Origin of the sequence: Nostoc sp. (assembly GCF_036916655.1) — a bacterium.
In the GTDB taxonomy this organism is placed as follows: Bacteria; Cyanobacteriota; Cyanobacteriia; order Cyanobacteriales; family Nostocaceae; genus Nostoc.
Map to the genome: position 1 here is coordinate 119,307 of NZ_JBALFY010000048.1, position 21,820 is coordinate 141,126.

Here is a 21,820-nt window from a genome sequence, read left to right on the forward strand (position 1 = left end):
GACAAAGGGTGCTAGCTAGATGACTATTTTGGGAATTCTAATATCCAGAAGATAAGAGTAGGATTTATGGTATGAGAGCGATCGCTTTTCGATTCACAAGTGGGTTATTGACTCAAGGAATACTGTTACTTGCGATACTCCTTTGGAGTCGCTGCGCGATCGCTCAGGTGACATCTGATAACACCCTCAGTACTACTGTCTCTCAAAGTGGTAATAACTTCAGCATTACTAACGGCAATGCCGCCAATAGTAATCTTTTTCATAGTTTCCAGCAGTTTTCGGTTCCCACTGGCGGTTCAGTTACGTTTAATTTAATGAACACGCCCAACATTTCTACCATCTTTAGCCGTGTGACTGGCGGTAATATATCTCACATTGATGGCTTAATTCAGACAATTAATGGTAACAATCCCATTAGTATGTTCTTGATCAACCCTAGTGGGATAATTTTTGGAGCTAATGCCCAACTGAACATCGGCGGTTCATTTATTGGTACAACTGCTAACAGTATTAAATTTGCCAATGGGGTTGAATTTAGCGCCATTAATTCTCAAGCTGCCCCGTTATTGAGTATCAATGTTCCCATTGGGTTGCAACTGGGCAACAATCCGGCATCAATCACCGTTCAAGGCACTGGACACTCCTTGAGCAATCCCAGTGGACTGACTCTGGCTCCCCTGGCTCGAATTCCCAGTGCGACAAAACTGCAAGTACAGCCGGGAAATACCCTAGCTTTAGTGGGTGGCGACCTATATTTAAATGGGGCAACCTTGAGCGCTGAAAGAGGGCGAGTTGAATTGGGTAGTGTAAAGGGTGCAGGATTGGTCAACTTGATACTAACCGCACAAGGCTATACATTGGGATATGGCGATGTACAAAGCTTTGGCGATATTAAACTGGCACAGCGATCGCTATTAGATATCAGCGGGGTGAATGCAGGCTCCGTGCAAATTCAGGGTAGGCAGATTCAATTTACCGATGGCTCTCTGGTACTGGCGCAAAATTTCGGCAATCTCCCCGGCGGTGACATTCACCTCCAGGCTACGGAGGCCATTGATTTGATTGGCACAACAGCTGATGCTACAATTCGCAGCGGGGTACGTAGTGAAGCTTTGGGTATCGGAGCTAGTGGGAAAATCAGCATAATTACTCCCAGGCTTACCCTCAAGCAGGGGGCTGGGTTGAATAGCACAACCCTTGGAAAAGCTTCCGGTGGAAATATTCACATCGATGCAACTGCGATCGAACTGTCTGGCTTTTCACCCACTAATGCTGGTAACATTACCAGCATTAATACTGCTACACTAAGTACTGGGAATGCTGGTGATGTTTTCGTCAATAGCAATAGTCTACTAATATCAAGCGGTGCATCACTGTCTTCGACTACCTTTGGCAGTGCTGCTACTGGTAAAGTGACGATTCGCAACACCAGCACCACAGTGATTGGAGAAAGCCCTTCTGGACTTTACAGCAACATTAGCTCAATTACATTTGCAACCGGAAGTGCCAAAACCTTGACGCTGAACACTGCCAAATTGCAAATTCTGGATGGGGGAGCAGTTGCCGCTACCGCATTTTTTGTCGGAAATGGGGGAGATTTGAGCATCAACGCTACTGAATCGATCGCAATCAGTGGTCAAGGTCGGGCAAGTAATAGTAGTATTAACGCCTCCAGCCTCCGACCCGATCCGTTATTGCGGCAGCGATTTGGTCTGCCAGATATACTCACAGCCAATGCTGGTACTGTGAGCATTACCACACCGAAGTTGACGCTGACGGATAGCGGGACAGTCAGTGTCACCAGTCAAGGTAGGGGAAATGGTGGCAATATTAACATCAATGCAGATACCATCCAATTAAAGGATCGGGGGTTTATCCAGGCACAAACGGAATCTGGTAATGGTGGCAATATTGCATTGTCCGCCAGCAGCCTGTTGTTTCTACGAGATAATAGTCTGATTTCATCAACAGCTGGCGGCTCAGGGAATGGGGGTAATATTAGCATCAATGCACCCATCATCGCCGGCTCAGAAAATAGCGATATTATTGCCAATGCGGTACGAGGCAAGGGTGGTAATATCCAAATCACCACCCAAGGCATCTTTGGACTAAAATTCCGCGATCAACTCACCCCTGACAATGATATTACGGCGAGTTCACAGTTAGGTGTGAATGGGAATGTGCAAATCAATACCATTGGCATCGATCCAAACTCTGGCTTAGTGGAACTGCCAGTAAATGTAATTGATCCATCGCAGCAAATTGTCACAGGCTGCGCCAGCAATCAAGGCAGTCGTTTTGTGGCAACGGGACGGGGTGGTGTGCCGCAAAATCCCAATCAGCAAGTCACGAGCGATCGCACTTGGTCTGATATCCGCGATCTCTCTGCATACCGGAAAACGGGTGAGAACAATGCTCAAATTCCCTCATCACCGGAGGTTATCATTGAGGCTACAACTTGGCATCGCAATGCCCAGGGTAACGTTGAGTTAATTGCAGATAAATCTTCTGCTCAGGTGCAACAACCATTAACCTGTGCTGCGCTTAAGAGGAGTTAATTTTTTGGTATTAACGGTCTAATTCCCCAAAGCGATCGCGATACTGCTGAAGCAACGCCTGCATATCCTGCAATTGTTGCTCCGCCTGTTCAGCCCGTTGACGTTCCTGTTCAGCCCGTTGCTCCAACTCCACTGAACTCAAGAATTCCCGCCCATCTGGTCTATAAATCACCAGTTCATGGTTGCCCACTGCAAACCGAATTCCCAACAGAGGACTTGTCCATCCATCTATCTGAGCAATTGGTAGTAACTGTTCACCAAGCCGACGCCAACCTTTGAGTTCGTAGCGGTCTGGGTCATACTGATAGTATTCTTCCACCCCATAAGTTTGGTAAAATTCTAGCTTGCGTTCGATCTCATTTGCATTGTTGCTGGGTGAGAGAATTTCCCATACCACTTGTGGGGCAATATTGTCTTCCTGCCACTGTTTGTAAGACCCGCGCCGTCCCTTCGGTCTACCAAATACCACCATTGTATCTGGTGCAACTGGTGAGATTAAGCGCGATTTCACCGGGAACCAGAGCAAATCTCCCGCCACAAACACGTTAGGTTCGTTAGCAAATAAAATTTCTAGATTTTCTTTAATTAGGACGATCCAACGAAACTGTTCGGTATTGTCTGCCATTGGTTTACCGTCGCTATCGGGGAAATCTAAATCTGCATCGCTGCGAAAGAAGGTGGTCATGTCGCTTCGCTCCAAATTAAAAATTAAAAATTAAAAATTAATGGGCAAGTAGATGGACTTCGTATTTTTCTCTACAAGACGCCAAGGGCGATCGCGCTGTGCATCTCAAAGCCGTCAGGGCAGAGCATTGCTTATAGGTGTCAACTTAAGCTGGAAATAGCTTATCTGTTGGCTTCCATGCCCGCCCGGAAATAAATGAGTAATGAGTAATGAGTAATGAGTAATACCCATTAATCATTACTTATTACTTCAAAAATAAATTTTCGGACTAATCGGCTTAAGTCTACTGAAGTAGACTGGAGATTTTTGGCGATATTTAGTCATCTTCAGATGACTTTAACTATGAGACGGGAATTGAAATTCCCGGCGGACAAGCAGTTTCACGTTAAGTTGACTAATGAGCATTGCTGTGACCCTACCGCGTGGTCTATTTACCTGAAAATAGCTGTAAGCCGGAATGACACAGTATTTTAATTGTATGCGATCGCTCATTAACTGATAGCTGGCATTATAAGTTGGGAATTATACATAAAATCTAGTCATTTTATCAACACTGGTGCTGTGACTAATCTTGAAACAAACTGCTCAATAATAAGTAATTATCTATGGCTTTCGGAATTAAACAAACTCGTTGGCTATATGTTAGCTTCAGTATTTTAAGTTTGTGTTTAGCATTGAACATTACACCTGTAAAAGCATTTCCACCTGCAACAACCCCAGTAATCTCTTCTCCTGAATCTAGCAATTGGCTAGAACAGGGACGGAACCTCTACCGTTCAGGACGCTTTGCAGAAGCCGTGACAATTTGGCAAACGGCAGCACAACAGTATCATACCCAAGGCGATCGCCTGAACGAAGCCCTAAGCTGGAGTTACCTTTCACTGGCACAACAAGAACTTAATCAATGGCCAGCAGCCCAAAAGTCTATTGAGCAAAGTCTGAAATTGTTGCAAACCTCCATTCCTTCTGCTGATGCTGTTCTTTGGGCACAGGTACTCAATACCCAGGCAAATTTGCAATTGCATACTGGTAAAGCTGAAACCGCTCTGGAAAATTGGCAACAAGCTCAAAAATTTTATGAGCAAGCAGGCGACACAATGGGAAGCTTGGGTAGTCAAATCAACCAGGCACAAGCTTTACAAAGTTTGGGATTTTACCGTCGTTCCAAACAACAATTAGAGGTGCTGACTCAAAAACTCCAAGGGATGCCGGATAATGAAATCAAAATTAGCGGATTGCGATCGCTTGGTTTAGCTCTGCAAATAATTGGCGACTCTAGTAACAGTAAACTGGTTTTAGAGCAAAGTTTAGCGATCGCCCACAAAATTTCAGCCCAACCGCAGTTAAGTTCTATTCTTCTCAACCTAGGCCAAACTGCCGTTAACTTACAAGATCCAGAAGCAGCATTAGATAACTTTGAACAGGCTCAACTCTTAGCGACAAATCCCAGCGATCGGTTACAAGGGCGTTTAGCTCAGTTCAAACTCTTTCTCGATTACAACAAACCGGAATTCGCTACCCCACTTGCACCTCAACTACTCCAACAACTCCGGGAACTACCCCCCAGTCACACCTCCCTCTACGCCGCGATCAATTTTGTGGCTACCCTCAATCGCCAGTCAAATCCTGAGCAAATCCTACCGCTAAAAGATTTAGCGCAACTGATGGCAGTCACACTCCAGTCTGCACAAGAAATCCAAGATGCTCAAGCCCAAGCATACACGCTGCATCAGTGGGGAAAACTCTATCGTCGTACACAGCAGGTATCTGAAGCACAGGAATTAACTCAGAAATCTCTCGATATTGCCCATCAACTCCAAGCGAATGATATCATTGCTCAATCTGCTTGGCAGATGGGACAGTTATATAAACAACAAGGCGATCGCTCCCAAGCAATTACCGCCTATACAGAAGCAGTCAATGCCTTAAAGGCGCTGCGGGGGGATTTGGTAGCTATCAACCCTGATGTCCAATTCTCTTTTCGCAGCAGTGTGGAGCCTATCTACCGAGAACTAGTTGATTTACTTTTAGATAATCAACCGAGTCAAGCAGCACTAATGCAAGCTCGTGAATTAATTGAGGCACTCCAAATTGCCGAACTCGATAACTTTTTTCGAGAAGCTTGTTTAGATAAAACTGAACAAATCGATCGAGTTGATCCCAATGCAACGGTCGTTTATCCCATTATCTTACCAGATCGTTTAACAGTAATCCTCTCGAAAGCCGGACAACCACTCCGTTCTTATGTAACTCACAAATCTCAAACTGAAATTCAGCAGACTCTAGATAACTTTTTAGTTGCTCTCAACCCTGTCTCTGATTCCAAAGATCAGAATCGATTGTCCCAACAGATTTATGATTGGTTGATTCGTCCATCAGAAGTAGATGGAGCATTCATTGATACTAAGACATTGGTGTTTGTTTTGGATGGTCGGTTGCGGAATATTCCGATAGCAGCTTTGTATGACGGTAAAGAATATCTCATCGAGAAGTATGCAGTCGCCCTCTCACCAGGATTGCAATTAATGACGACGCGATCGCTTCATCAAAATCACATCACTGCGATCGTGGGTGGCATTAGCCAAGCTCGTGCAGGCTTTAGTGCTTTACCTGCTGTGGAATCAGAAGTGAAACAAATCTCCAAGGCAATGTCCTCCTCTCTGCTGCTAAATCAGGGATTTACCAGTCAAGCCCTGGCAGAACGGGTGAAATCTAGTAGCGCAGATATTGTCCACCTCGCAACCCACGGACAGTTTAGCTCGCGTCTTGAAGATACCTTTTTGCTGACTTGGGATGGAGAAGTCAACGTTAAAGAATTATCTGAACTTCTGAAAAGTCGGGGTAGCGATCCATCGAAAGCCATTGAGTTGCTGGTACTAAGTGCCTGTGATACCGCAGCAGGTGACGATCGCGCCGTCCTGGGGCTAGCAGGCTTGGCTGTCAAATCTGGCGCTCGCTCAACTATCGCCACCCTATGGCCCGTTAAAGATCGGGCAGCCGCTATGCTCATGACTCGCTTCTATGACCAACTGCAACAGCCTAAAATCACTAAAGCCGAAGCCCTAAGACAAGCACAAATTAGCCTAATCCGCCAAACTGATTTCCACGATCCCTTCTTTTGGTCTGCCTTTGTTTTGATTGGAAACTGGATCTAGATAAGTAATAATACGCAGTCTGTTGTAGCGAATACATACTATTTTTACAGTGATTCCGCTAATTTTTGCCTATACTAGAAGTTCCCGAATTTGAGACTTTAGACTCTTTTGATTCATGCCGGACTAACATCCCGCTATGCACTTTCCCCCTTCTGAGTCACACAAATCCAAAACTCAACATCTTTTGACTGTTGCTTGGATTTAGTTTCTGGTCATAGTCACAGGAAACATATTTTGTATCAAATTGCAATTAGACGAGGTAAAACATCATGAAACGTCGATATTTAACTAGTATATTGAGCGTCATCGCTCTGATTGCTTGCAGTACATATAGCGCCCATGCTGTTACATTTACTCCACCGATCAACAGTGGCTCTCCTAGTCAAGCAACGGGAGGAGCTTCTCGCGGCAACCTGTTTACTCCGATTGTTGGGAAGGGTGCGCCCCAACAAGCAACGGGAGGAGCTTCTCGCGGCAACCTGTTTACTCCGACTGCTGGGAAGGGTGCGCCCCAACAAGCAACAGGAGGTGCTTCTCGCGGCAACCTGTTTACTCCGACTGCTGGGAAGGGTGCGCCCCAACAAGCAACAGGAGGTGCTTCTCGCGTTGGTAATTACTATTTGAATTCATCAACTGTAAGTACAACAGAACCACCAGCGCTAATCGCTCTCTTGCCTCAAAACTTCTATGGCACAACAGTGTCCGAGCGTCCCACAATACTGGTATATCTTCCAACTTCCAATGCCCAAGAAGCCGTATTCAGCCTCAAGGATGAAGCTGGCAATATGCAGTATCAGATGAACATTCCAGTTGCGGAGAAAACTGGGATAATCGCAATCAAATTACCAGCTAATGCACCCGCTTTAGTCGCTGGTAAAAACTATCAATGGTTTCTAGCGCTCAAACTAGATGGACAACTCAGCCCAAGTACGCCTTACGTCGATGGTTGGGTTCAGCGTATCCAGCCCAGTGCTGAGTTGGCAACTGCAATGCAAGAGCAAGATGCTTTGAAGCGAGCTACTGCTTTCGGTAAAAATGGTGTTTGGTATGACTGTGTGGCAACACTGGCCACGGCATACACCTCCGAACCTAACAATGCAAACCTCCGCAAACAATGGGAAGAACTTCTGTCTTCAGTGAGTTTAAAGGAAATTGTCAAAGCAAACTTATTAGCATCTACTAAATAATGCCAATTTAGGCATTGGGGATTGGGCGTGGGGGGAGAGGAGGTAGTGAATTCTTTACAGTTCCCAGTCCCCAATTCCTAGTCCCCAGTCCCCAGTCCCTAGTCCCCAATTCCCAATATGTGGCGCAGATTCCAGGCTTTTATCCAACGTACTCGTAGCGTTTTGATTATTACTCCCAGCGTTGCTTTAACGGTTATAGTTGGGCAATCGTTGGGACTTTTTAATTTACCAGAATGGAAAATTCGTGACGAATGGGTTCGTCAGCGATCTTCACAAGTGATGCCTATGGAGGGCTACGCCTACGCTGATGAGATTGTGATTGTTACAATCGATGAGCGCGATATCCAATCAGTACGTAAATGGCCGATTCCAGACTGGGCGCTGGCACAATTAATCGAAAAAATCCGATCGCAGCAACCCCGCGCCATTGGCTTGGATCTCTATCGAGATTTACCAGAAGGAAACGGACATGAGCAACTTGTGCAAGTCTTCCGCAACACTCCCAATTTAATTGGAGTTGAGAAAATTACCGGTGAACGCGTCAATCCCCCACCGGAATTGAAAAAAAAGGATCAGGTAGGATTAGCCGATTTGGTATTAGATGGCGATCGCTTTGTGCGTCGGGCGTTGCTCACCGCTGAAGATGCCAAAGAGCAAAACACCATTAAAGCCGGACTGGCAACCCTGGTAGCCCTGAAGTACCTCGAAGCTGAAAAAATTAGCTTAGAAAGCATTGATCCCAAAAAACAAAAGTTTCGGTTGGGTAAAGAAATTTACTTACCACTGCAAAATCAAGAAGCAGGTTATACCGATGCCGATTTAGGAGGCTATCAAATTCTGCTCAATTGGTATGGAACCGATGCAGCATTTCGGACAGTTGCGATGCGCGATGTGTTAGCAGGGAAAATCCCGGCAGATTTGATGCGCGATCGCATGGTATTTATTGGCTCAATCGCCTCCAGTACTAATGATTTCTTCAGCACACCCTTCTCTTCCTGGATCTCTGCTCAAAAACCGACTCCAGGTGTGGTTGTTCATGCCAATATTGCTCATCAACTAGTACGAGGAGCAAAAACAGGAAAAGCCAGTCTGCACGGTGTTTCTGGCATTTCTGTATCACTCTGGATTGTTTTGTGTTCTGTCATTGGTTCTACGGGCAGTTGGTTATTATCCAGTAGCAGGCTGCGGATTCCCGGCGGCAAAATTCTTTGGGCAACTGTAGGCATGAGTGGAGCCTATCTATGGGGTGGCTATGGGATGTTTTTATATGGTGTTTTAATTCCAGTAACACCAACCTTAGCCGCCTTTATCGGCAGTGTGATTGCAACAACTAATGCCTATAAACAGCGGAAGTTAGAAGAAACAAATCGCCAACTGGAAATTGCCAACAGCCAACTATTGGATTATTCCAAAACCCTAGAGACGAAAGTCGAAGAACGAACTCATGAATTAGTTGAGGCAAAGCTTGCTGCTGATGCTGCCAATCAGGCCAAGAGTGAGTTTCTTGCCAATATGAGCCACGAACTACGCACACCTCTCAATGGCATCCTTGGTTTTGCCCAGGTACTAGAAGGATCGCCAAATATGACAGCTAAAAACCTAGAAGGAGTTAGCATTATCTACCAATGCGGCTCACACCTTTTGATGCTGATCAATGACATTCTCGATCTCTCAAAGATAGAAGCGAGAAAATTGGATTTAGTTGTCACTAATGTGCATCTGCCCAATTTCTTACATGGTGTAACTGAGATTTGTGGTATCCGCGCCCAACAGAAAGGGATTGGATTTAATATCTTAATTAGCGATCGCCTACCACTCACCATTGAAGTTGATGAAAAACGTCTGCGGCAAGTATTAATTAACTTGTTGGGCAACGCGATCAAATTTACAGATAGCGGTAGCGTCACGTTTAAAGTGGAGGTACTGGAGGCTGGGGACTGGGGACTGGGGACTAGGAACAGGGAAAATAACCAATCCCCAACCCCCAATCCCCAATCCCCAACTCTCAATATTCGTTTTCAGATTGAAGATACGGGTATTGGAATGTCACCAGACCAACTAGAGAAAATCTTTTTGCCCTTTGAGCAAGTTGGTGAAGCCGGACAGCGATCTGAAGGTACTGGTTTGGGATTGGCAATTAGCCAAAGAATTGCGGCATTGATGGGGAGTGAAATTCAGGTGCAGAGTCACCTGGGCGAAGGAAGTCTGTTTTGGCTGGATTTGACAGTACCAGTACCACTCGATGTCTACGACGGACTAGGCATAAATGACTGGCAGGAAAAAGCGATGTCTACGACGGGCAACACCTATGCCCCAACTCCCCAGAAAATTATCGGGATTCGGGGTAGTGCGCCTCAAATTCTCATTGTCGATGACGATCGCAACCACTGTTCTATATTAACCAGTCTGCTACAAGAAATTGGCTGTCAAACCCTAGAAGCGACTGACGGCAAACATGGGTTACAGATGGCAATTGAACACAATCCAGATGTGATTTTGCTCGATTTAGCTATGCCCAATATGGATGGTTTTGAGCTAATGGTTCACCTGCAAGAGAATCTGCAAACTCGTTCTATTCCGATTATCGTCTCTAGTGCCAGCGTTTTTGAGGAAAATCGCCAGCGGAGTTTAGAGGCAGGGGCAACTGCATTCTTGCCCAAACCCCTCCAGATTGATCAACTACTTGATAGATTGCGATCGCTGTTGAAAGTGGAGTGGATATATACCCAATCTTTATCTCAACCAAAAAGTGAGCAAATAACTGATAGTGAATGGGTTCTACCATCCCAGGAGGTTTTGCAACAACTCTATCATCTGGCAATGATGGGGGATATCTCAGCGATCGAAGAAATGTTGAAAGAACTAATTGAACAAAACACTCAGTTAGCCCCCTTCGCAGCAGAGTTAAGCAAACTCACCGCCAATTTCCAAACCGGAAAAATCCGTAATTTCCTCAAATCGTTTGTCACAACGGAGTCACATCCATGATCGCTGTTCCTCTCTCGAAACCCATACGTATTTTGTTGGTGGATGATAATCCAAATAATCTCAAGGTGCTATCTGAAGCGATTCAGGGGTGTGGCTGGAAAGCCCTCATGGCAACAGATGGAGAGTCTGCGATCGAACAAACAGCTTATGCTCATCCCGATCTGATTCTCTTGGATGTAATGATGGCGGGTATAGATGGATTTGAAACTTGTCGCAGGCTAAAAACTAATCCCATCACTCAGAATATTCCGGTGATTTTTATGACTGCCCTCTCTGATTCTACAGACAAGGTGGCGGGATTGGAAATTGGTGCAGTTGACTATATTACGAAGCCTTTCCAACAAGAAGAAGTCATTGCCCGTTTAAAATTACACCTAAAAATTTCCCATCTCACTCGCACATTAGAAGAACGTGTGCAAGAACGCACCGCAGAATTAACTCAATCTCTACAACAGTTACAACAAACTCAACTACAAATGATCCAGAGTGAGAAAATGTCCACTCTTGGACAGTTGGTTGCAGGTATTGGTCATGAAATTAATAATCCCATTGGTTTTGTGAGCGGAAATTTATCCTATATTGAAGAATATGTAAATAATCTACTTCGTCTGGTGAACCTCCAACAGCAGAAGCGATCGCATCCAGACCTGGAAATTGAAGAGCTTATTGAAGAAATCGACTTGGAATATCTGGCAGAGGATCTGCCGAAACTACTGGCATCAATGCACCAGGGAATTAGCCGGATTAAAGATATCAGTCTCTCTCTGAGAACTTTTGCTCGTGCAGATATTACATCTCAGGTGGAGTTTCAAATTCACGAAGGAATCGATAGTACTTTAATGCTGTTGAAACATCGACTCCAGGGTAAGGGCGATCGCACTAAAATCCAGGTTGTAACACAATATGGTGAATTACCTCCAATCAGCTGCTATCCTGGACAACTCAACCAGGTGTTTATGAATATCATCGCCAATGCCATTGATGCATTTGATGAACTCCATCAAAACCAGTCCGATCGAGAGATTGCTGGTTGCCCAAACATCATCACCATTACGACATCGGTTGATCTTCAGCAACAAACTGTTACAATTTGTATCCAAGATAACGGCCCAGGTATGATCGATGAGGTACAAACTCGAATTTTTGAGCAATCTTTCACAACTAAGCCCGTAGGAAAGGGAACTGGGCTAGGATTAGCGATCAGCTATCAAATTATTGTGGATAAACATAATGGACAAGTCAACTGCTTATCAAAACCTGGCGAGGGGACAAAGTTTATTATTACTTTGCCAATATTACCGAATAATGATGAATTTTGAATTATAAATTAATTATAAATTATTTTTTAACTACTGATCTCTAGAACTTCTAACCGATGCAGAACAGCAGGAACTCAAAAAGATTTAGAATAATTTTGATAGATATCTGATAACAGGAAAGCTTTGTGAAGCTCAAAACCTACTCATTAGATTCTTCTTTGGAGTACAGCGATCGCCTTTTCGACAGCTAAGAATCTAATGAGACAGTGCGTTAGCGTAGCTCACTGTAAGTATCGCTAATGATCAAATCAATTATGACGGAAATTTCTCTTGCGTTGTTTGTGCCTTGCGACTTCTTTGCGCTTGTGTTTTTCCAAAGGTGTTTCAAAGTGACGATGCTTTCTCATGTCTGGAAAAATACCTGCTTTGGAAACTTCCCTCTTAAATCGACGCAACGCTGACTCAATTCCTTCATTTTCACCCACAAATACTTGTGTCATTTTCATCTCCTACTTAATTGATACTGGGCATAATTAGGAAAGGCAGGAGGCCTTGAAAGTGCTGATTGCTGAGTAAAAATACTAATCCCCAGTCCCCAGTTATTCTTTCATTCAAGGCTTTTGAAACTTCTTGTGGGGACTGCTTTCTGCCTTCTGCCTTCTGCCTCCTGCCTTCTGCCTCCTCCACGCCATCCAGTAGACCGGAGTGCAAAAAGGGCAGATAATGATTCTGCCCTTAAGACGTTAAAACTTAATTTTTGATCTTAAAGCGATCTTCAAAGTTTAGTAGCGACTATTTCTGTTGTATCCACCGCCGCCACCACTGTTGCCGCGATTTCCACCACCAAAAGAACCACCTCTATCTTCTTTGGGTTTAGCCTTATTCACTTTAAGGTCACGTCCCATCCACTCAGCACCATCGAGAGCATCAATGGCAGCTGTTTCTTCTGCTTCTGTGCCCATCTCTACGAAAGCAAAGCCGCGTGGACGGCCTGTTTCACGGTCAGTAGGTAACTGAACGCGTTTGACAGTACCGTGTTCGGCAAAAACAGAATTGAGGTCTTCTTGTGTGACCTCGTAGGATAGATTACCTACATAAATTGACATGCATTATCTCCAAAATCATAGGTGTGTAGAGATTTAGATTTCGGAGACAAGCTTGTTAAGACCAAAAGGGAAAAGCCTGTCAATACTAAAAACAAACACTGCAACCGAATTTTCTTCTCACATGATTACCTTAGCACATCATTCAGTTCTTACCCACCGTAGCTAAAGATTGGGGATTGGGGATTGGGGTCTGAAAAGTGATAGGTGTAGAGGAGGAAAGGGTTCAGAGAAGAAGAATTTTCGCTCTGCGTCCCTAGTCCCTAGTCTCCAGTCCCCAGTCCCCAATCTCCAGTCCCTCATAATATTAATTAGCAGAAATTCCCCAAATAATTGCAAAATAAATGCAGTTCGTCATTGTGACTACCTGGAAATGCCGACTACACTTGCTGACGCTCAAAATTTACTTTCTGACCTCATCGCCCGCTACAGTGGGCGTGTAGATTATCTAATGATTCGCCTTGAAGAAGCAGAAGGGACTGATATCTTGTTGCGTGGCGACAAGGTAGAAACTCTCAGTGAAGGCATCTCCATTGGTGGTCATATTCGCGCTTGTTATAAAGGCGGATGGGGGTTAAGCTGCTTTAACCAACTGGCGACAATCCAAGATCGGATTGAAGAAGCGATCGCAGCTGCGCGGATGGTTGGTGATGAAGAAACTTTACTTGCACCCATTGACCCGGTGCAAGCAGTATGCATTCTCCCTCTAAAAGGTTCAGATCCCCGAAATATCCCACTTTCACAGAAAAAACAGTTGTGCGATCGCTATGCCGAATTGCTCAAAAGTGTTGATCGGCGAATTACAACTACTTCAGTACGTTACGGTGACAGCGCCCAAAAAGTGATCATCGCTACCTCAGAAGGTACTTTGATCGAGCAATCTTGGGTGGATATGGAAATGCGCTTTGCCGCCACCGCCAGAAATGGCGAAACTGTCCAAACTGGACGGGAAACTACTGGCTCTCGCAAAGCTTACGAAGATTTAACTGATTTGGATGAACAGGTAAAAGGTGCAGCTCAAAGAGCGATCGCTGCTTTATCTCTGCCATCGGTAAAAGGCAACACTTACACCGTAGTCATTGACCCAATTCTCACGGGTTTATTCGTCCACGAAGCCTTCGGACATCTTTCTGAGGCTGATATGGCTTACGAAAACCCCGATCTGCTGGAAGTTATGACCATTGGACGGCGGTTTGGCCCGGAAGAACTCCAAATTTTTGATGGTGCGGCTCCAGAGGGACATCGCGGTAGCTATTTTTACGATGATGAGGGCACACCTGCTACTACTACTCAACTCATTAAAGATGGGGTTTTAGTTGGACGTTTACATTCTCGTGAAACTGCTGGCAAATTGGAGGAAGCCCCTACGGGTAACGCTCGCTGTCTCAACTATCACTTTACTCCCATTGTGCGGATGACAAATACCTGGATTGAACGGGGTAAAACGCCAGTTGCAGATTTATTCACCGATATCAAAGAAGGAGTGTATGCCCGTAATTGGTTAGGTGGGATGACGAATGGCGAAATGTTCACCTTTAGCGCTGGGGAAGCATGGATGATTAGGAACGGCAAAATTGCTGAACCAGTGCGGGATGTAACGCTTTCAGGAAACGTATTCCAAACATTAGCGGATATTGAGGCTCTTGGTAATGATTTTTACTGGGATGAATCCGGCGGTTGTGGTAAGGGAGGACAAAATGGCTTATCGGTAGGTTGTGGTGGCCCTAGTCTCCGAATTCGAGATGTAGTGGTTGGTGGAGAAACGTGAACTATCTACCGCGATACCCAGTATTTTGGGTATCGCAGTCAGCTTACGAAAATTAGGGAACTCCAAGAAATTAAATTATCTAATATTGTGGGGTGGGCATCTTGCCCGCCCAGTCCATAAGGCGGGCAAGATGCCCACCCCACAAGAGTTAATTGAATATTTTTTATTTGTCAGTCCCTTAGTAAAAAAATCAAACCGCTTCGCTATCGATCGTCTTGATTCTGACTTCTGAATTCTGAATTCTTCTTCAATATCTTTCCAGAGTCCGAAACAGATGAAACAACTAGCAACCGAATCACCATCCACCTGGCGTTTCATCCCAATGCTTCAGACATCAGGAGCAGTGCAAATGGCGATCGATGCTTGGTTGTTCAACCAATATGAAAAGGGGCAGCATCCGCCTACCCTGCGTTTTTATACGTGGTGTCCATACACTCTCTCTTTGGGACATCTGCAAAAACAATGGCCTGCCCAGTGGCATAATTTAATCTACCAAGGACAGGCACTCGATCTAGTTCGTCGCCCAACGGGAGGTAGAGCTGTTCTCCACCAAGGAGACTTAAGCTACACCCTAATTACCTCAGCTAGTACTGGAAAAAGCTGGGGTACTTATGAAAAAATTTGTAACTTTTTGATCCAAGGCTGGCAAAGCTTGGGTATTGAGTTAAATTATGGTTCTGCTGGACGGGGTTACATTCACAATCCCAGTTGCTTCAATACAGCAACCGCAGCTGACTTAATTACTGCCGATGGAAGTAAATTCATTGGTAGTGCCCAACGCAAGGGAAAAAATACCATTCTTCAACATGGCTCAATGATTTTGTCTACAGACAAAGGTTTATTTGAGGAAATCTTTGAACAACCAGCACCGTGGAATACCTCACTTTGCAACACACAGGAAGAGGATGGCTGGATTGCAAAGATTGTGGAGACATTGACAGAGACAGCAAAACAATACTTTGGTATAGAACTAGTTACCCAACCATTCACCGATCTCGAATGGCAGGATATCCTCAAATTGCGATCGCTTTATGAAGTGCGTTAGCGTATCTCACCGTAGGTATCCCCTATTCCGAAACTTGAGTTTATGTAAGAAACACGTAGAAAGCCAAAGTTTTTTTTGGAGTAATCACACCTTTGAGAGCGATCGCAGATGAGGACATTGAATCAGAGCAAGATTAAATATCCTACCAGTGTAGAAAGAGGCTACTAATTTATTTACAATAAAACTCGCACAAAGATGACTGTTAGAATGCATCCCGACGCATTGGCATTGCAAGGAAACGGTTTTTGTTGCTACTTGGATTTTTTATGCAGTACTCAATAATTTGTGTGCTGATGTCGCTGTGGCTTTACAGCAACCCATTGAACGCATTTCTGTAGAAATGGTCTTTCGCAGTTTATATTTTTTCGTTCGCGCACGAGCGCACAATTCACAACTACTACTTATCCCTTGGTCGGTTGAGCATCTGCGTTCTATGGGCTTGGTCAAAGCCGTTCGTCAACGACATCGACGAACGGCTGCTAGGTCTGTTGACATTTGGTCTGAGACCTTAACTTGACACCTATGGCATCTTGCCCGCCCCACAACATTGGATAATTTATTTCTTGGAGTTCCCTTGGGCTTTGAAAACAGGCAGAGGGGCGGGGTGCGGGGAGTGGAGGAGAAAACTCTTCTCCCTTGCCCCCCTGTCCCCTTGATTCTTCCCCAATCCCCAATTTTTTATAGTTTATATTTATTTCCGTGGGGATTTTGTAAAAAATGCACACATAAAGGTGAAAATCGAAGACAGAATTATTTCTTGCTTCATCCTTTTTGTGCTTGACTCATGAATGTTTCTCTAGCTAAGGATCTGTCTGTTTATCAACTGGTGATGGGAGTGCAAGCGCCTCCTAAACCATTGTCCCTCAGTCCTGCTACTCTGCTATCACTAGTGAGAGCGCAAATTGATTTACTAATTGAGGAGCAAATTGCAGCGACTTTATGGGTGAAGCTACCACCAGAAAAAATTTGGCAATCAGAATTAGCGCGTTATCAATCTTCGGTAGGTGCGTCTAGTCTCATCTATACTTGCCAGATTGAAGAAAGAGTAGGAGGAAATGAGGAAGATGAGGAAGATGAGGGAGAAGGAAGAGTAAATACCCCCTCATCTTCCTCATCTCCTAATCATGTCCCCGTTCATCTGCCACCCGATAGCCAACTGCGACGGGAAAACTTTCTGATGGTGTTATCGCCCCAGTTTTGTAGTTTAATTTTGGCTCATCGGCCACTAAAAAAAACCAAAAATCGAACATCGGGGAAGGTAAAGACTAATAAAAACCAGCCGTTGCTGATTATAAATACTGTTGAGGGGAGAGTAATTCAGCAAGTATTTGATGGTATCCAACAAGCAATTACCCCAGAATCATCCCCAATTTTACCTGCTAGTTTTATTTGCCCAGCGGTCCCCCAAACTTTACTCATGAATCAATTGTTCGCAAAACAACTCCTGCGACAAGATGACATTAATCGTCAAATCATTAAAGTACGCACTACTAAATTGCAGCTACAAAATCAAGAACTGCACAACAAAGAGCAACTCAAAGATGAATATTTGAAAAATGTGTGTCAGGAATTGCGTACACCTCTAACGCACATGAAAACAGCACTTTCGTTATTAAATTCCCCTAGTCTCAAACCCCCCCAGCGACAACGTTATTTACAGATGTTAAATACCCAGTGCGATCAGCAAAATTCCTTGATTACTGGTTTGTTGGAATTGGTGCAGTTAGAACACAACCTAGAAGGGACTACTTTGGAGTCGGTACGTCTCTCAGAGATTGTACCTGGAGTAGTCAGTACCTACCAACCTCTAGCCCAAGAAAAAGGGATTATGTTAGCCTACACCGTACCTACTGAACTCCCATCTGTTTGGTGTGTGAGTGGTGGGCTGAGGCAAATTGTGATTAATTTATTGCACAACAGCATCAAATTTACTTCTCATGGAGGAGAAGTATGGGTGCGTGCCCGTACTCAAGGCAATTATGTCCAATTAGAATTCCGAGATACAGGTATCGGTATTGCCGAAAACGAAATTCCCAAAATCTTTGATCGGTTTTATCGTGTGCGTACAGCAGTAACAGAAGATTATGGTAGTGCTGGGTTGGGTTTGACAATTGTACAGCAATTGCTGCTGCGCTCTGGCGGATCTATTTCTGTAAAAAGTAAATTATATGAAGGTTCTACCTTTACGGTGCAATTGGCAAGTGTTGGCAATATGCCAAAAGCGATCGCTACAGAAGAGTAATGAGTAATGAGTTATTATTCTCCCCCCAGTCCCTAGTCTCCACTCCCCAACCATCGATGAAACAAATCTTTTCACAAAATGCTTGATTCTTCTAGCTGCCTGTGATAAGTTACTTTCTACTTCTGTAAAGTACTGTAAGTTTATCAAAATACCGTAGTTGATGGATTTCGTTAACCTAATTTCAGGAATTTGCAGTTAAGAATCAATAGTGAATCTATCTATTACACACTATTACAGACAATACATTGCGAACCAAAAAACTAGAAATTAATCTCTAAGCCAGGGCAACCTTATGAGCAAAATACGTGCTGTGATTGTTGATCCCAATGTGCCGGGGCGTTTGGCACTGAGCGAAGTGACTGCACCAAAGCCAGCCCCAGATGAAGCTCTAGTGCGGGTAGCAGCAATTTCCCTAAATCGGGGAGAGGTAAAACGTTCAACCACTGCTGAAGCTGGTTGGCAGCCTGGTTGGGATTTAGCAGGTGTAGTAGAAATCCCTGCCGCCGATGGTTCGGGGCCTTCTCAAGGGACGCGTGTAGTAGGCTTGCGCCGCGCTGGTGCTTGGGCAGAACTCGTGTCTGTTCCCACCAACGCCTTAGCAGAAGTGCCGCCATCGGTATCTTTTGCTCAAGCTGCCACACTGCCTGTTGCGGGTTTAACTGCATACCATGCGGTGTTAAAAGGTGGTTCACTTTTGGGTCGGACAGTTCTGGTTACAGGTGCATCAGGAGGCGTTGGTTACTTCGCTATCCAATTGGCGCAACTGTCAGGAGCGCAAGTTGTGGCACATATTCGTCAAGCTGGCTATGAAACTCTAGTTAGAGAAGCAGGGGCACAGTCGGTAGTGATTGGCGAAGACCTTTCACCCGCTAGCGAGTACGGCCCCTACGATCTAATTGTAGAGTCAGTAGGTGGCAAGACTTTGGGGGTAGCTCTTGGCTTACTGGCACAGGATGGAAAAACTGTGCTGTATGGAGTATCTGGAGGAGCTGAAGTGACATTCAACGCATCTCAATTTTTTGGGACTGGTAGCGTCAGCCTGTATGGTTTACGTCTGTTCGATGAATTGAGATTTGAATCAGCATCAGTCGGTCTAAAACGGCTTTTAAGTCTAGTAGAAGCAGGTGAATTGCATCCTCACATCGATTTAGAAGCTTCTTGGACAGAAATAGCTGACGTGGCCCAAAAACTACTCGATAGGCGTTTTCCTGGTAAAGCTGTGTTGCACATTTCAAATTGAGCGATCGCAGATGGTATGAGTGATAGTGCTGACTTTTGGTTCAAACTAGATCGGCTTGTAGCCATTAGTAATGTCAAGATAGATCGCCCAAAAGGGACATCACATCCACATTATCCATCCTTTGTTTATCCGTTGGACTATGGATATTTGGAAAACACTCGCTCTGGAGATGGAGCCGATATTGATGTCTGGATAGGTAGTTTGTCTAGCAAAAAAGTCACCGCCGTCATTTGTAGTGTTGACTTAGAAAAGCGGGATGCAGAAATCAAAATACTTCTGGGCTGCACTTCTGAGGAAAATCAAGCCATCTTGGATATCCAGAATATAGGCTCTCAATCAGCAATATTATTGGTTCGCAATTGAAGAAGAATTCAGGAGTCAGAATGGGCTAAACGCCCCGCTATCGCTAACAGGAGTCAGAATCAAGATGCGCGCTGTGCTATGCGCCAGACGCACAAAATTCATTCTGAATTCTGGCTCCTGACTCCTGAATTCTGTTTTGATTAATTACATTTTTGAGGGTAAGTTTGTATGAGCTTAGAACTAAAACTATCAGGTAAAACAGCGATCGTTACCGGAGGAAGTGCGGGAATTGGATTAGCTACTGCCAAAGCACTTTATAGTGAGGGTGTGAATGTGGCGATCGCATCTCGTAATCAAGAACGCTTAGATCGGGCTGTAGCTGAAATCCAGTCTTTACCCACCCCAGGCGCGAAAGTTATTGCCATCAGCGCCGATTTAACAAAAGCAGAAGATATTGAGAAAGTTGTCTCAACTACATTAGCCCAGTTTAATCAGATTGATATCTTGATTAACAATGCCGGATCAGCCCGTGCTGGGTCTTTCCTAGAATCCACAGATGATTTATTTTTGGATGCTTGGAACTTAAAATTATTAGGCTATATCCGTCTAGTTAGAGCCGTCGTTCCCCATCAAAAAAGTCGCGGTGATGGCCGGATTGTCAATATAATCGGCGGTGCAGGACGGACACCTCGCCCTAACTTCCTAGCTGGTGGTACAAGCAATGCTGCTTTGCTGAACTTCACAAAGGGCATTTCTAAAGAGCTAGCCGAGTACAAGATTCGCATTAACGCTATCTCCCCTGGTGCTACAGCCACCGAGCGTGCCGAGACTTTAGCGCGGCAAAATGCCCAAGCGCAAGGCATCACCGTCGAGGAAGTGAAGGCGCAAAGCCTCCAAAGTATTCCTTTAAAAAGAATCGCCCAGCCAGAAGAAATTGCCGCATTGGCGCTATTTTTGGTGTCCGATCTTGCTGCATCGATTACAGGAACAGAGATTATCGTTGATGGCGGATCTACCCCTGGTGTTTAACAGGACACGATGAATCGGACGCGATAAATCAGACGCGATGAATCGCGTCTCTACATCAAAAACATAAACTTTTTGGAGCTAAAAACATGGGTTCTCAATACTTTGACATCAAACCAGTTGCAGGACGTATCGGTGCTGAAATCATTGGTGTTAATCTGAGTTCTAACCTCAGCGATGACATTATCAGCGATATTCGCAAGACTCTAGTCAAATACAAAGTGATCTTTTTCCGTGGTCAGGAACAACTCGATGCTAATGGACAGGTTGCTTTTGCCCGTCGTTTTGGTGAAGTCACTACAGCCCACCCTACCGTACCATCGCTGCCAGAAAACCCAGAAGTCTTAGACCTGAATTATGGCCGCACCACTTCCCGCGCCAATAACTGGCATACCGATGTAACATTTGTAGACCGTCCACCTCTCGGTTCCGTCTTACGAGCGCTTGATATTCCGCCAACTGGTGGCGATACAATCTGGGCAAACTCCGTGACTGCATACGAAGATTTACCTATTCACTTGCGTAATCTTGCAGACCAACTTTGGGCAGTACATAGCAACAAATACGACTATGCCACTGCATTCGACCTACCTGAAGATGCCAAGGCTTACCGGGCTGTCTTCACCTCCACTGTATACGAGACTCTGCACCCAGTTGTACGCGTCCATCCCGAATCTGGGGAGCGGGGACTATTCATCGGCGGATTTGTACGCCAGTTCCGTGGCTTATCAACAACTGAATCAGATGACATTCTGCGGCTGTTGCAAGCATATATCACACGTCCTGAAAACACAGTGCGGTGGCGTTGGCAAGTTGGTGACGTAGCCTTTTGGGACAACCGGGCTACTCAACATTATGCGATCGCAGATTACGGCAATCAGCCCCGCCACGTTCAACGCGTCACAATTGTCGGCGATCTCCCAGTGGGCATCGATGGGAAACAAAGTGAGGCTATCAAGGGAGATGCTTCTGAGTACAACCGTCGTCAGGCGGTGACTGCATAATAGTTCGGCATTGGGAGTAGGAGATGAGTCTTTGATACTCGTGAATGAGTCTTTAACACTCGCCGACGAGTCTTTGATACTCGCGGATGAGTCTTTTATACTCGTGAACGAGTCTTTTATACTCGTGAACGAGTCTTTAACACTCGCGGATGAGTCTTTTATACTCGCCGACGAGTCTTTGATACTCGCGGATGAGTCTTTTATACTCGTGAACGAGTCTTTTATACTCGTGAACGAGTCTTTAACACTCGCGGATG

16 protein-coding genes are annotated in these 21,820 nt (G+C 45.0%); 13 read left to right on the top strand and 3 right to left on the bottom strand.

The window, feature by feature from the left end:
• Positions 1-71 precede the first annotated feature (71 nt).
• Complete coding sequence (locus V7L31_RS13145) at positions 72-2,558, top strand: S-layer family protein (protein ID WP_334696627.1); 2,487 nt, start codon at positions 72-74, stop codon at positions 2,556-2,558.
• Positions 2,559-2,568: 10 nt separating this feature from the next.
• Here the strand turns inward: V7L31_RS13145 and V7L31_RS13150 are convergent, their stop codons facing one another.
• Positions 2,569-3,243, bottom strand: a complete 675-nt coding sequence (locus V7L31_RS13150) for a Uma2 family endonuclease (RefSeq protein ID WP_334696628.1) — start codon at positions 3,241-3,243, stop codon at positions 2,569-2,571.
• Between the two features lie 605 nt (positions 3,244-3,848).
• Here V7L31_RS13150 and V7L31_RS13155 point away from each other — a divergent pair.
• The 4 genes from V7L31_RS13155 to V7L31_RS13170 all read left to right on the top strand — a co-directional run bounded on the left by V7L31_RS13155 (position 3,849) and on the right by V7L31_RS13170 (position 11,892).
• Entirely contained in the window at positions 3,849-6,398 is a 2,550-nt protein-coding gene (locus V7L31_RS13155) for a CHAT domain-containing protein (protein WP_334696629.1), read from the top strand.
• Positions 6,399-6,667: 269 nt separating this feature from the next.
• Complete coding sequence (locus tag V7L31_RS13160) at positions 6,668-7,585, top strand: DUF928 domain-containing protein (RefSeq protein ID WP_334696630.1); 918 nt, start codon at positions 6,668-6,670, stop codon at positions 7,583-7,585.
• A gap of 117 nt (positions 7,586-7,702) precedes the next feature.
• Positions 7,703-10,573 carry a CHASE2 domain-containing protein gene (locus tag V7L31_RS13165; RefSeq protein ID WP_334696631.1) on the top strand — a complete coding sequence of 957 codons (2,871 nt, stop codon included), beginning with the start codon at positions 7,703-7,705 and terminating at the stop codon, positions 10,571-10,573.
• On the top strand, positions 10,570-11,892 hold the full coding sequence (locus V7L31_RS13170) for a hybrid sensor histidine kinase/response regulator (RefSeq protein WP_334696632.1): 1,323 nt from the start codon (positions 10,570-10,572) through the stop codon (positions 11,890-11,892). The genes V7L31_RS13165 and V7L31_RS13170 overlap by 4 nt, the downstream gene beginning before the upstream one ends.
• A gap of 248 nt (positions 11,893-12,140) precedes the next feature.
• Here V7L31_RS13170 and rpsU read toward each other — a convergent pair whose 3' ends face one another.
• Positions 12,141-12,332, bottom strand: a complete 192-nt coding sequence (gene rpsU, locus V7L31_RS13175; protein ID WP_334696633.1) for a 30S ribosomal protein S21 — start codon at positions 12,330-12,332, stop codon at positions 12,141-12,143.
• A gap of 282 nt (positions 12,333-12,614) precedes the next feature.
• Positions 12,615-12,938: an RNA recognition motif domain-containing protein gene (locus V7L31_RS13180; RefSeq protein WP_179064326.1), complete on the bottom strand. Its 324-nt coding sequence runs from the start codon at positions 12,936-12,938 to the stop codon at positions 12,615-12,617.
• Between the two features lie 370 nt (positions 12,939-13,308).
• Between V7L31_RS13180 and V7L31_RS13185 the strand changes: the two genes are divergently transcribed.
• From V7L31_RS13185 to V7L31_RS13220, 8 genes are all read left to right on the top strand, one after another.
• The gene (locus V7L31_RS13185; protein ID WP_334696634.1) at positions 13,309-14,703 is read left to right on the top strand and encodes a TldD/PmbA family protein; all 1,395 of its coding nucleotides are present in this window, start codon (positions 13,309-13,311) and stop codon (positions 14,701-14,703) included.
• A 274-nt stretch (positions 14,704-14,977) separates the two neighbouring features.
• The gene (locus V7L31_RS13190; protein WP_334696635.1) at positions 14,978-15,748 is read left to right on the top strand and encodes a lipoate--protein ligase family protein; all 771 of its coding nucleotides are present in this window, start codon (positions 14,978-14,980) and stop codon (positions 15,746-15,748) included.
• A 283-nt stretch (positions 15,749-16,031) separates the two neighbouring features.
• Positions 16,032-16,265, top strand: a complete 234-nt coding sequence (locus tag V7L31_RS13195; protein WP_334696636.1) for a hypothetical protein — start codon at positions 16,032-16,034, stop codon at positions 16,263-16,265.
• Positions 16,266-16,532: 267 nt separating this feature from the next.
• Complete coding sequence (locus tag V7L31_RS13200) at positions 16,533-17,990, top strand: DICT sensory domain-containing protein (RefSeq protein ID WP_334696637.1); 1,458 nt, start codon at positions 16,533-16,535, stop codon at positions 17,988-17,990.
• A gap of 292 nt (positions 17,991-18,282) precedes the next feature.
• Complete coding sequence (locus V7L31_RS13205) at positions 18,283-19,230, top strand: zinc-binding dehydrogenase (RefSeq protein WP_334696638.1); 948 nt, start codon at positions 18,283-18,285, stop codon at positions 19,228-19,230.
• Between the two features lie 15 nt (positions 19,231-19,245).
• Positions 19,246-19,593, top strand: coding sequence for a hypothetical protein (locus V7L31_RS13210; protein WP_334696639.1), 348 nt, complete (start codon positions 19,246-19,248; stop codon positions 19,591-19,593).
• 168 nt (positions 19,594-19,761) lie between these two features.
• Positions 19,762-20,562 carry an SDR family oxidoreductase gene (locus V7L31_RS13215; protein WP_334696640.1) on the top strand — a complete coding sequence of 267 codons (801 nt, stop codon included), beginning with the start codon at positions 19,762-19,764 and terminating at the stop codon, positions 20,560-20,562.
• Between the two features lie 86 nt (positions 20,563-20,648).
• Positions 20,649-21,563 (top strand): TauD/TfdA dioxygenase family protein, encoded by a 915-nt coding sequence (locus tag V7L31_RS13220; RefSeq protein WP_334696641.1) that lies wholly within the window; start codon positions 20,649-20,651, stop codon positions 21,561-21,563.
• The last annotated feature ends 257 nt before the right edge of the window (positions 21,564-21,820 follow it).

What these genes read in the sequence shown, in the direction of transcription:
- V7L31_RS13210 (WP_334696639.1), top strand. Translation starts at nt 19,246, where the DNA reads ATGAGTGATAGTGCTGACTTTTGGTTCAAACTAGATCGGCTTGTAGCC.
- V7L31_RS13155 (WP_334696629.1), top strand. Translation starts at nt 3,849, where the DNA reads ATGGCTTTCGGAATTAAACAAACTCGTTGGCTATATGTTAGCTTCAGT.
- V7L31_RS13145 (WP_334696627.1), top strand. Translation starts at nt 72, where the DNA reads ATGAGAGCGATCGCTTTTCGATTCACAAGTGGGTTATTGACTCAAGGA.
- V7L31_RS13185 (WP_334696634.1), top strand. Translation starts at nt 13,309, where the DNA reads ATGCCGACTACACTTGCTGACGCTCAAAATTTACTTTCTGACCTCATC.
- V7L31_RS13220 (WP_334696641.1), top strand. Translation starts at nt 20,649, where the DNA reads ATGGGTTCTCAATACTTTGACATCAAACCAGTTGCAGGACGTATCGGT.
- V7L31_RS13160 (WP_334696630.1), top strand. Translation starts at nt 6,668, where the DNA reads ATGAAACGTCGATATTTAACTAGTATATTGAGCGTCATCGCTCTGATT.
- V7L31_RS13200 (WP_334696637.1), top strand. Translation starts at nt 16,533, where the DNA reads ATGAATGTTTCTCTAGCTAAGGATCTGTCTGTTTATCAACTGGTGATG.
- V7L31_RS13180 (WP_179064326.1), bottom strand. Translation starts at nt 12,938, where the DNA reads ATGTCAATTTATGTAGGTAATCTATCCTACGAGGTCACACAAGAAGAC.
- V7L31_RS13215 (WP_334696640.1), top strand. Translation starts at nt 19,762, where the DNA reads ATGAGCTTAGAACTAAAACTATCAGGTAAAACAGCGATCGTTACCGGA.
- V7L31_RS13170 (WP_334696632.1), top strand. Translation starts at nt 10,570, where the DNA reads ATGATCGCTGTTCCTCTCTCGAAACCCATACGTATTTTGTTGGTGGAT.
- V7L31_RS13190 (WP_334696635.1), top strand. Translation starts at nt 14,978, where the DNA reads ATGAAACAACTAGCAACCGAATCACCATCCACCTGGCGTTTCATCCCA.
- V7L31_RS13205 (WP_334696638.1), top strand. Translation starts at nt 18,283, where the DNA reads ATGAGCAAAATACGTGCTGTGATTGTTGATCCCAATGTGCCGGGGCGT.
- V7L31_RS13150 (WP_334696628.1), bottom strand. Translation starts at nt 3,243, where the DNA reads ATGACCACCTTCTTTCGCAGCGATGCAGATTTAGATTTCCCCGATAGC.
- rpsU (WP_334696633.1), bottom strand. Translation starts at nt 12,332, where the DNA reads ATGACACAAGTATTTGTGGGTGAAAATGAAGGAATTGAGTCAGCGTTG.
- V7L31_RS13165 (WP_334696631.1), top strand. Translation starts at nt 7,703, where the DNA reads ATGTGGCGCAGATTCCAGGCTTTTATCCAACGTACTCGTAGCGTTTTG.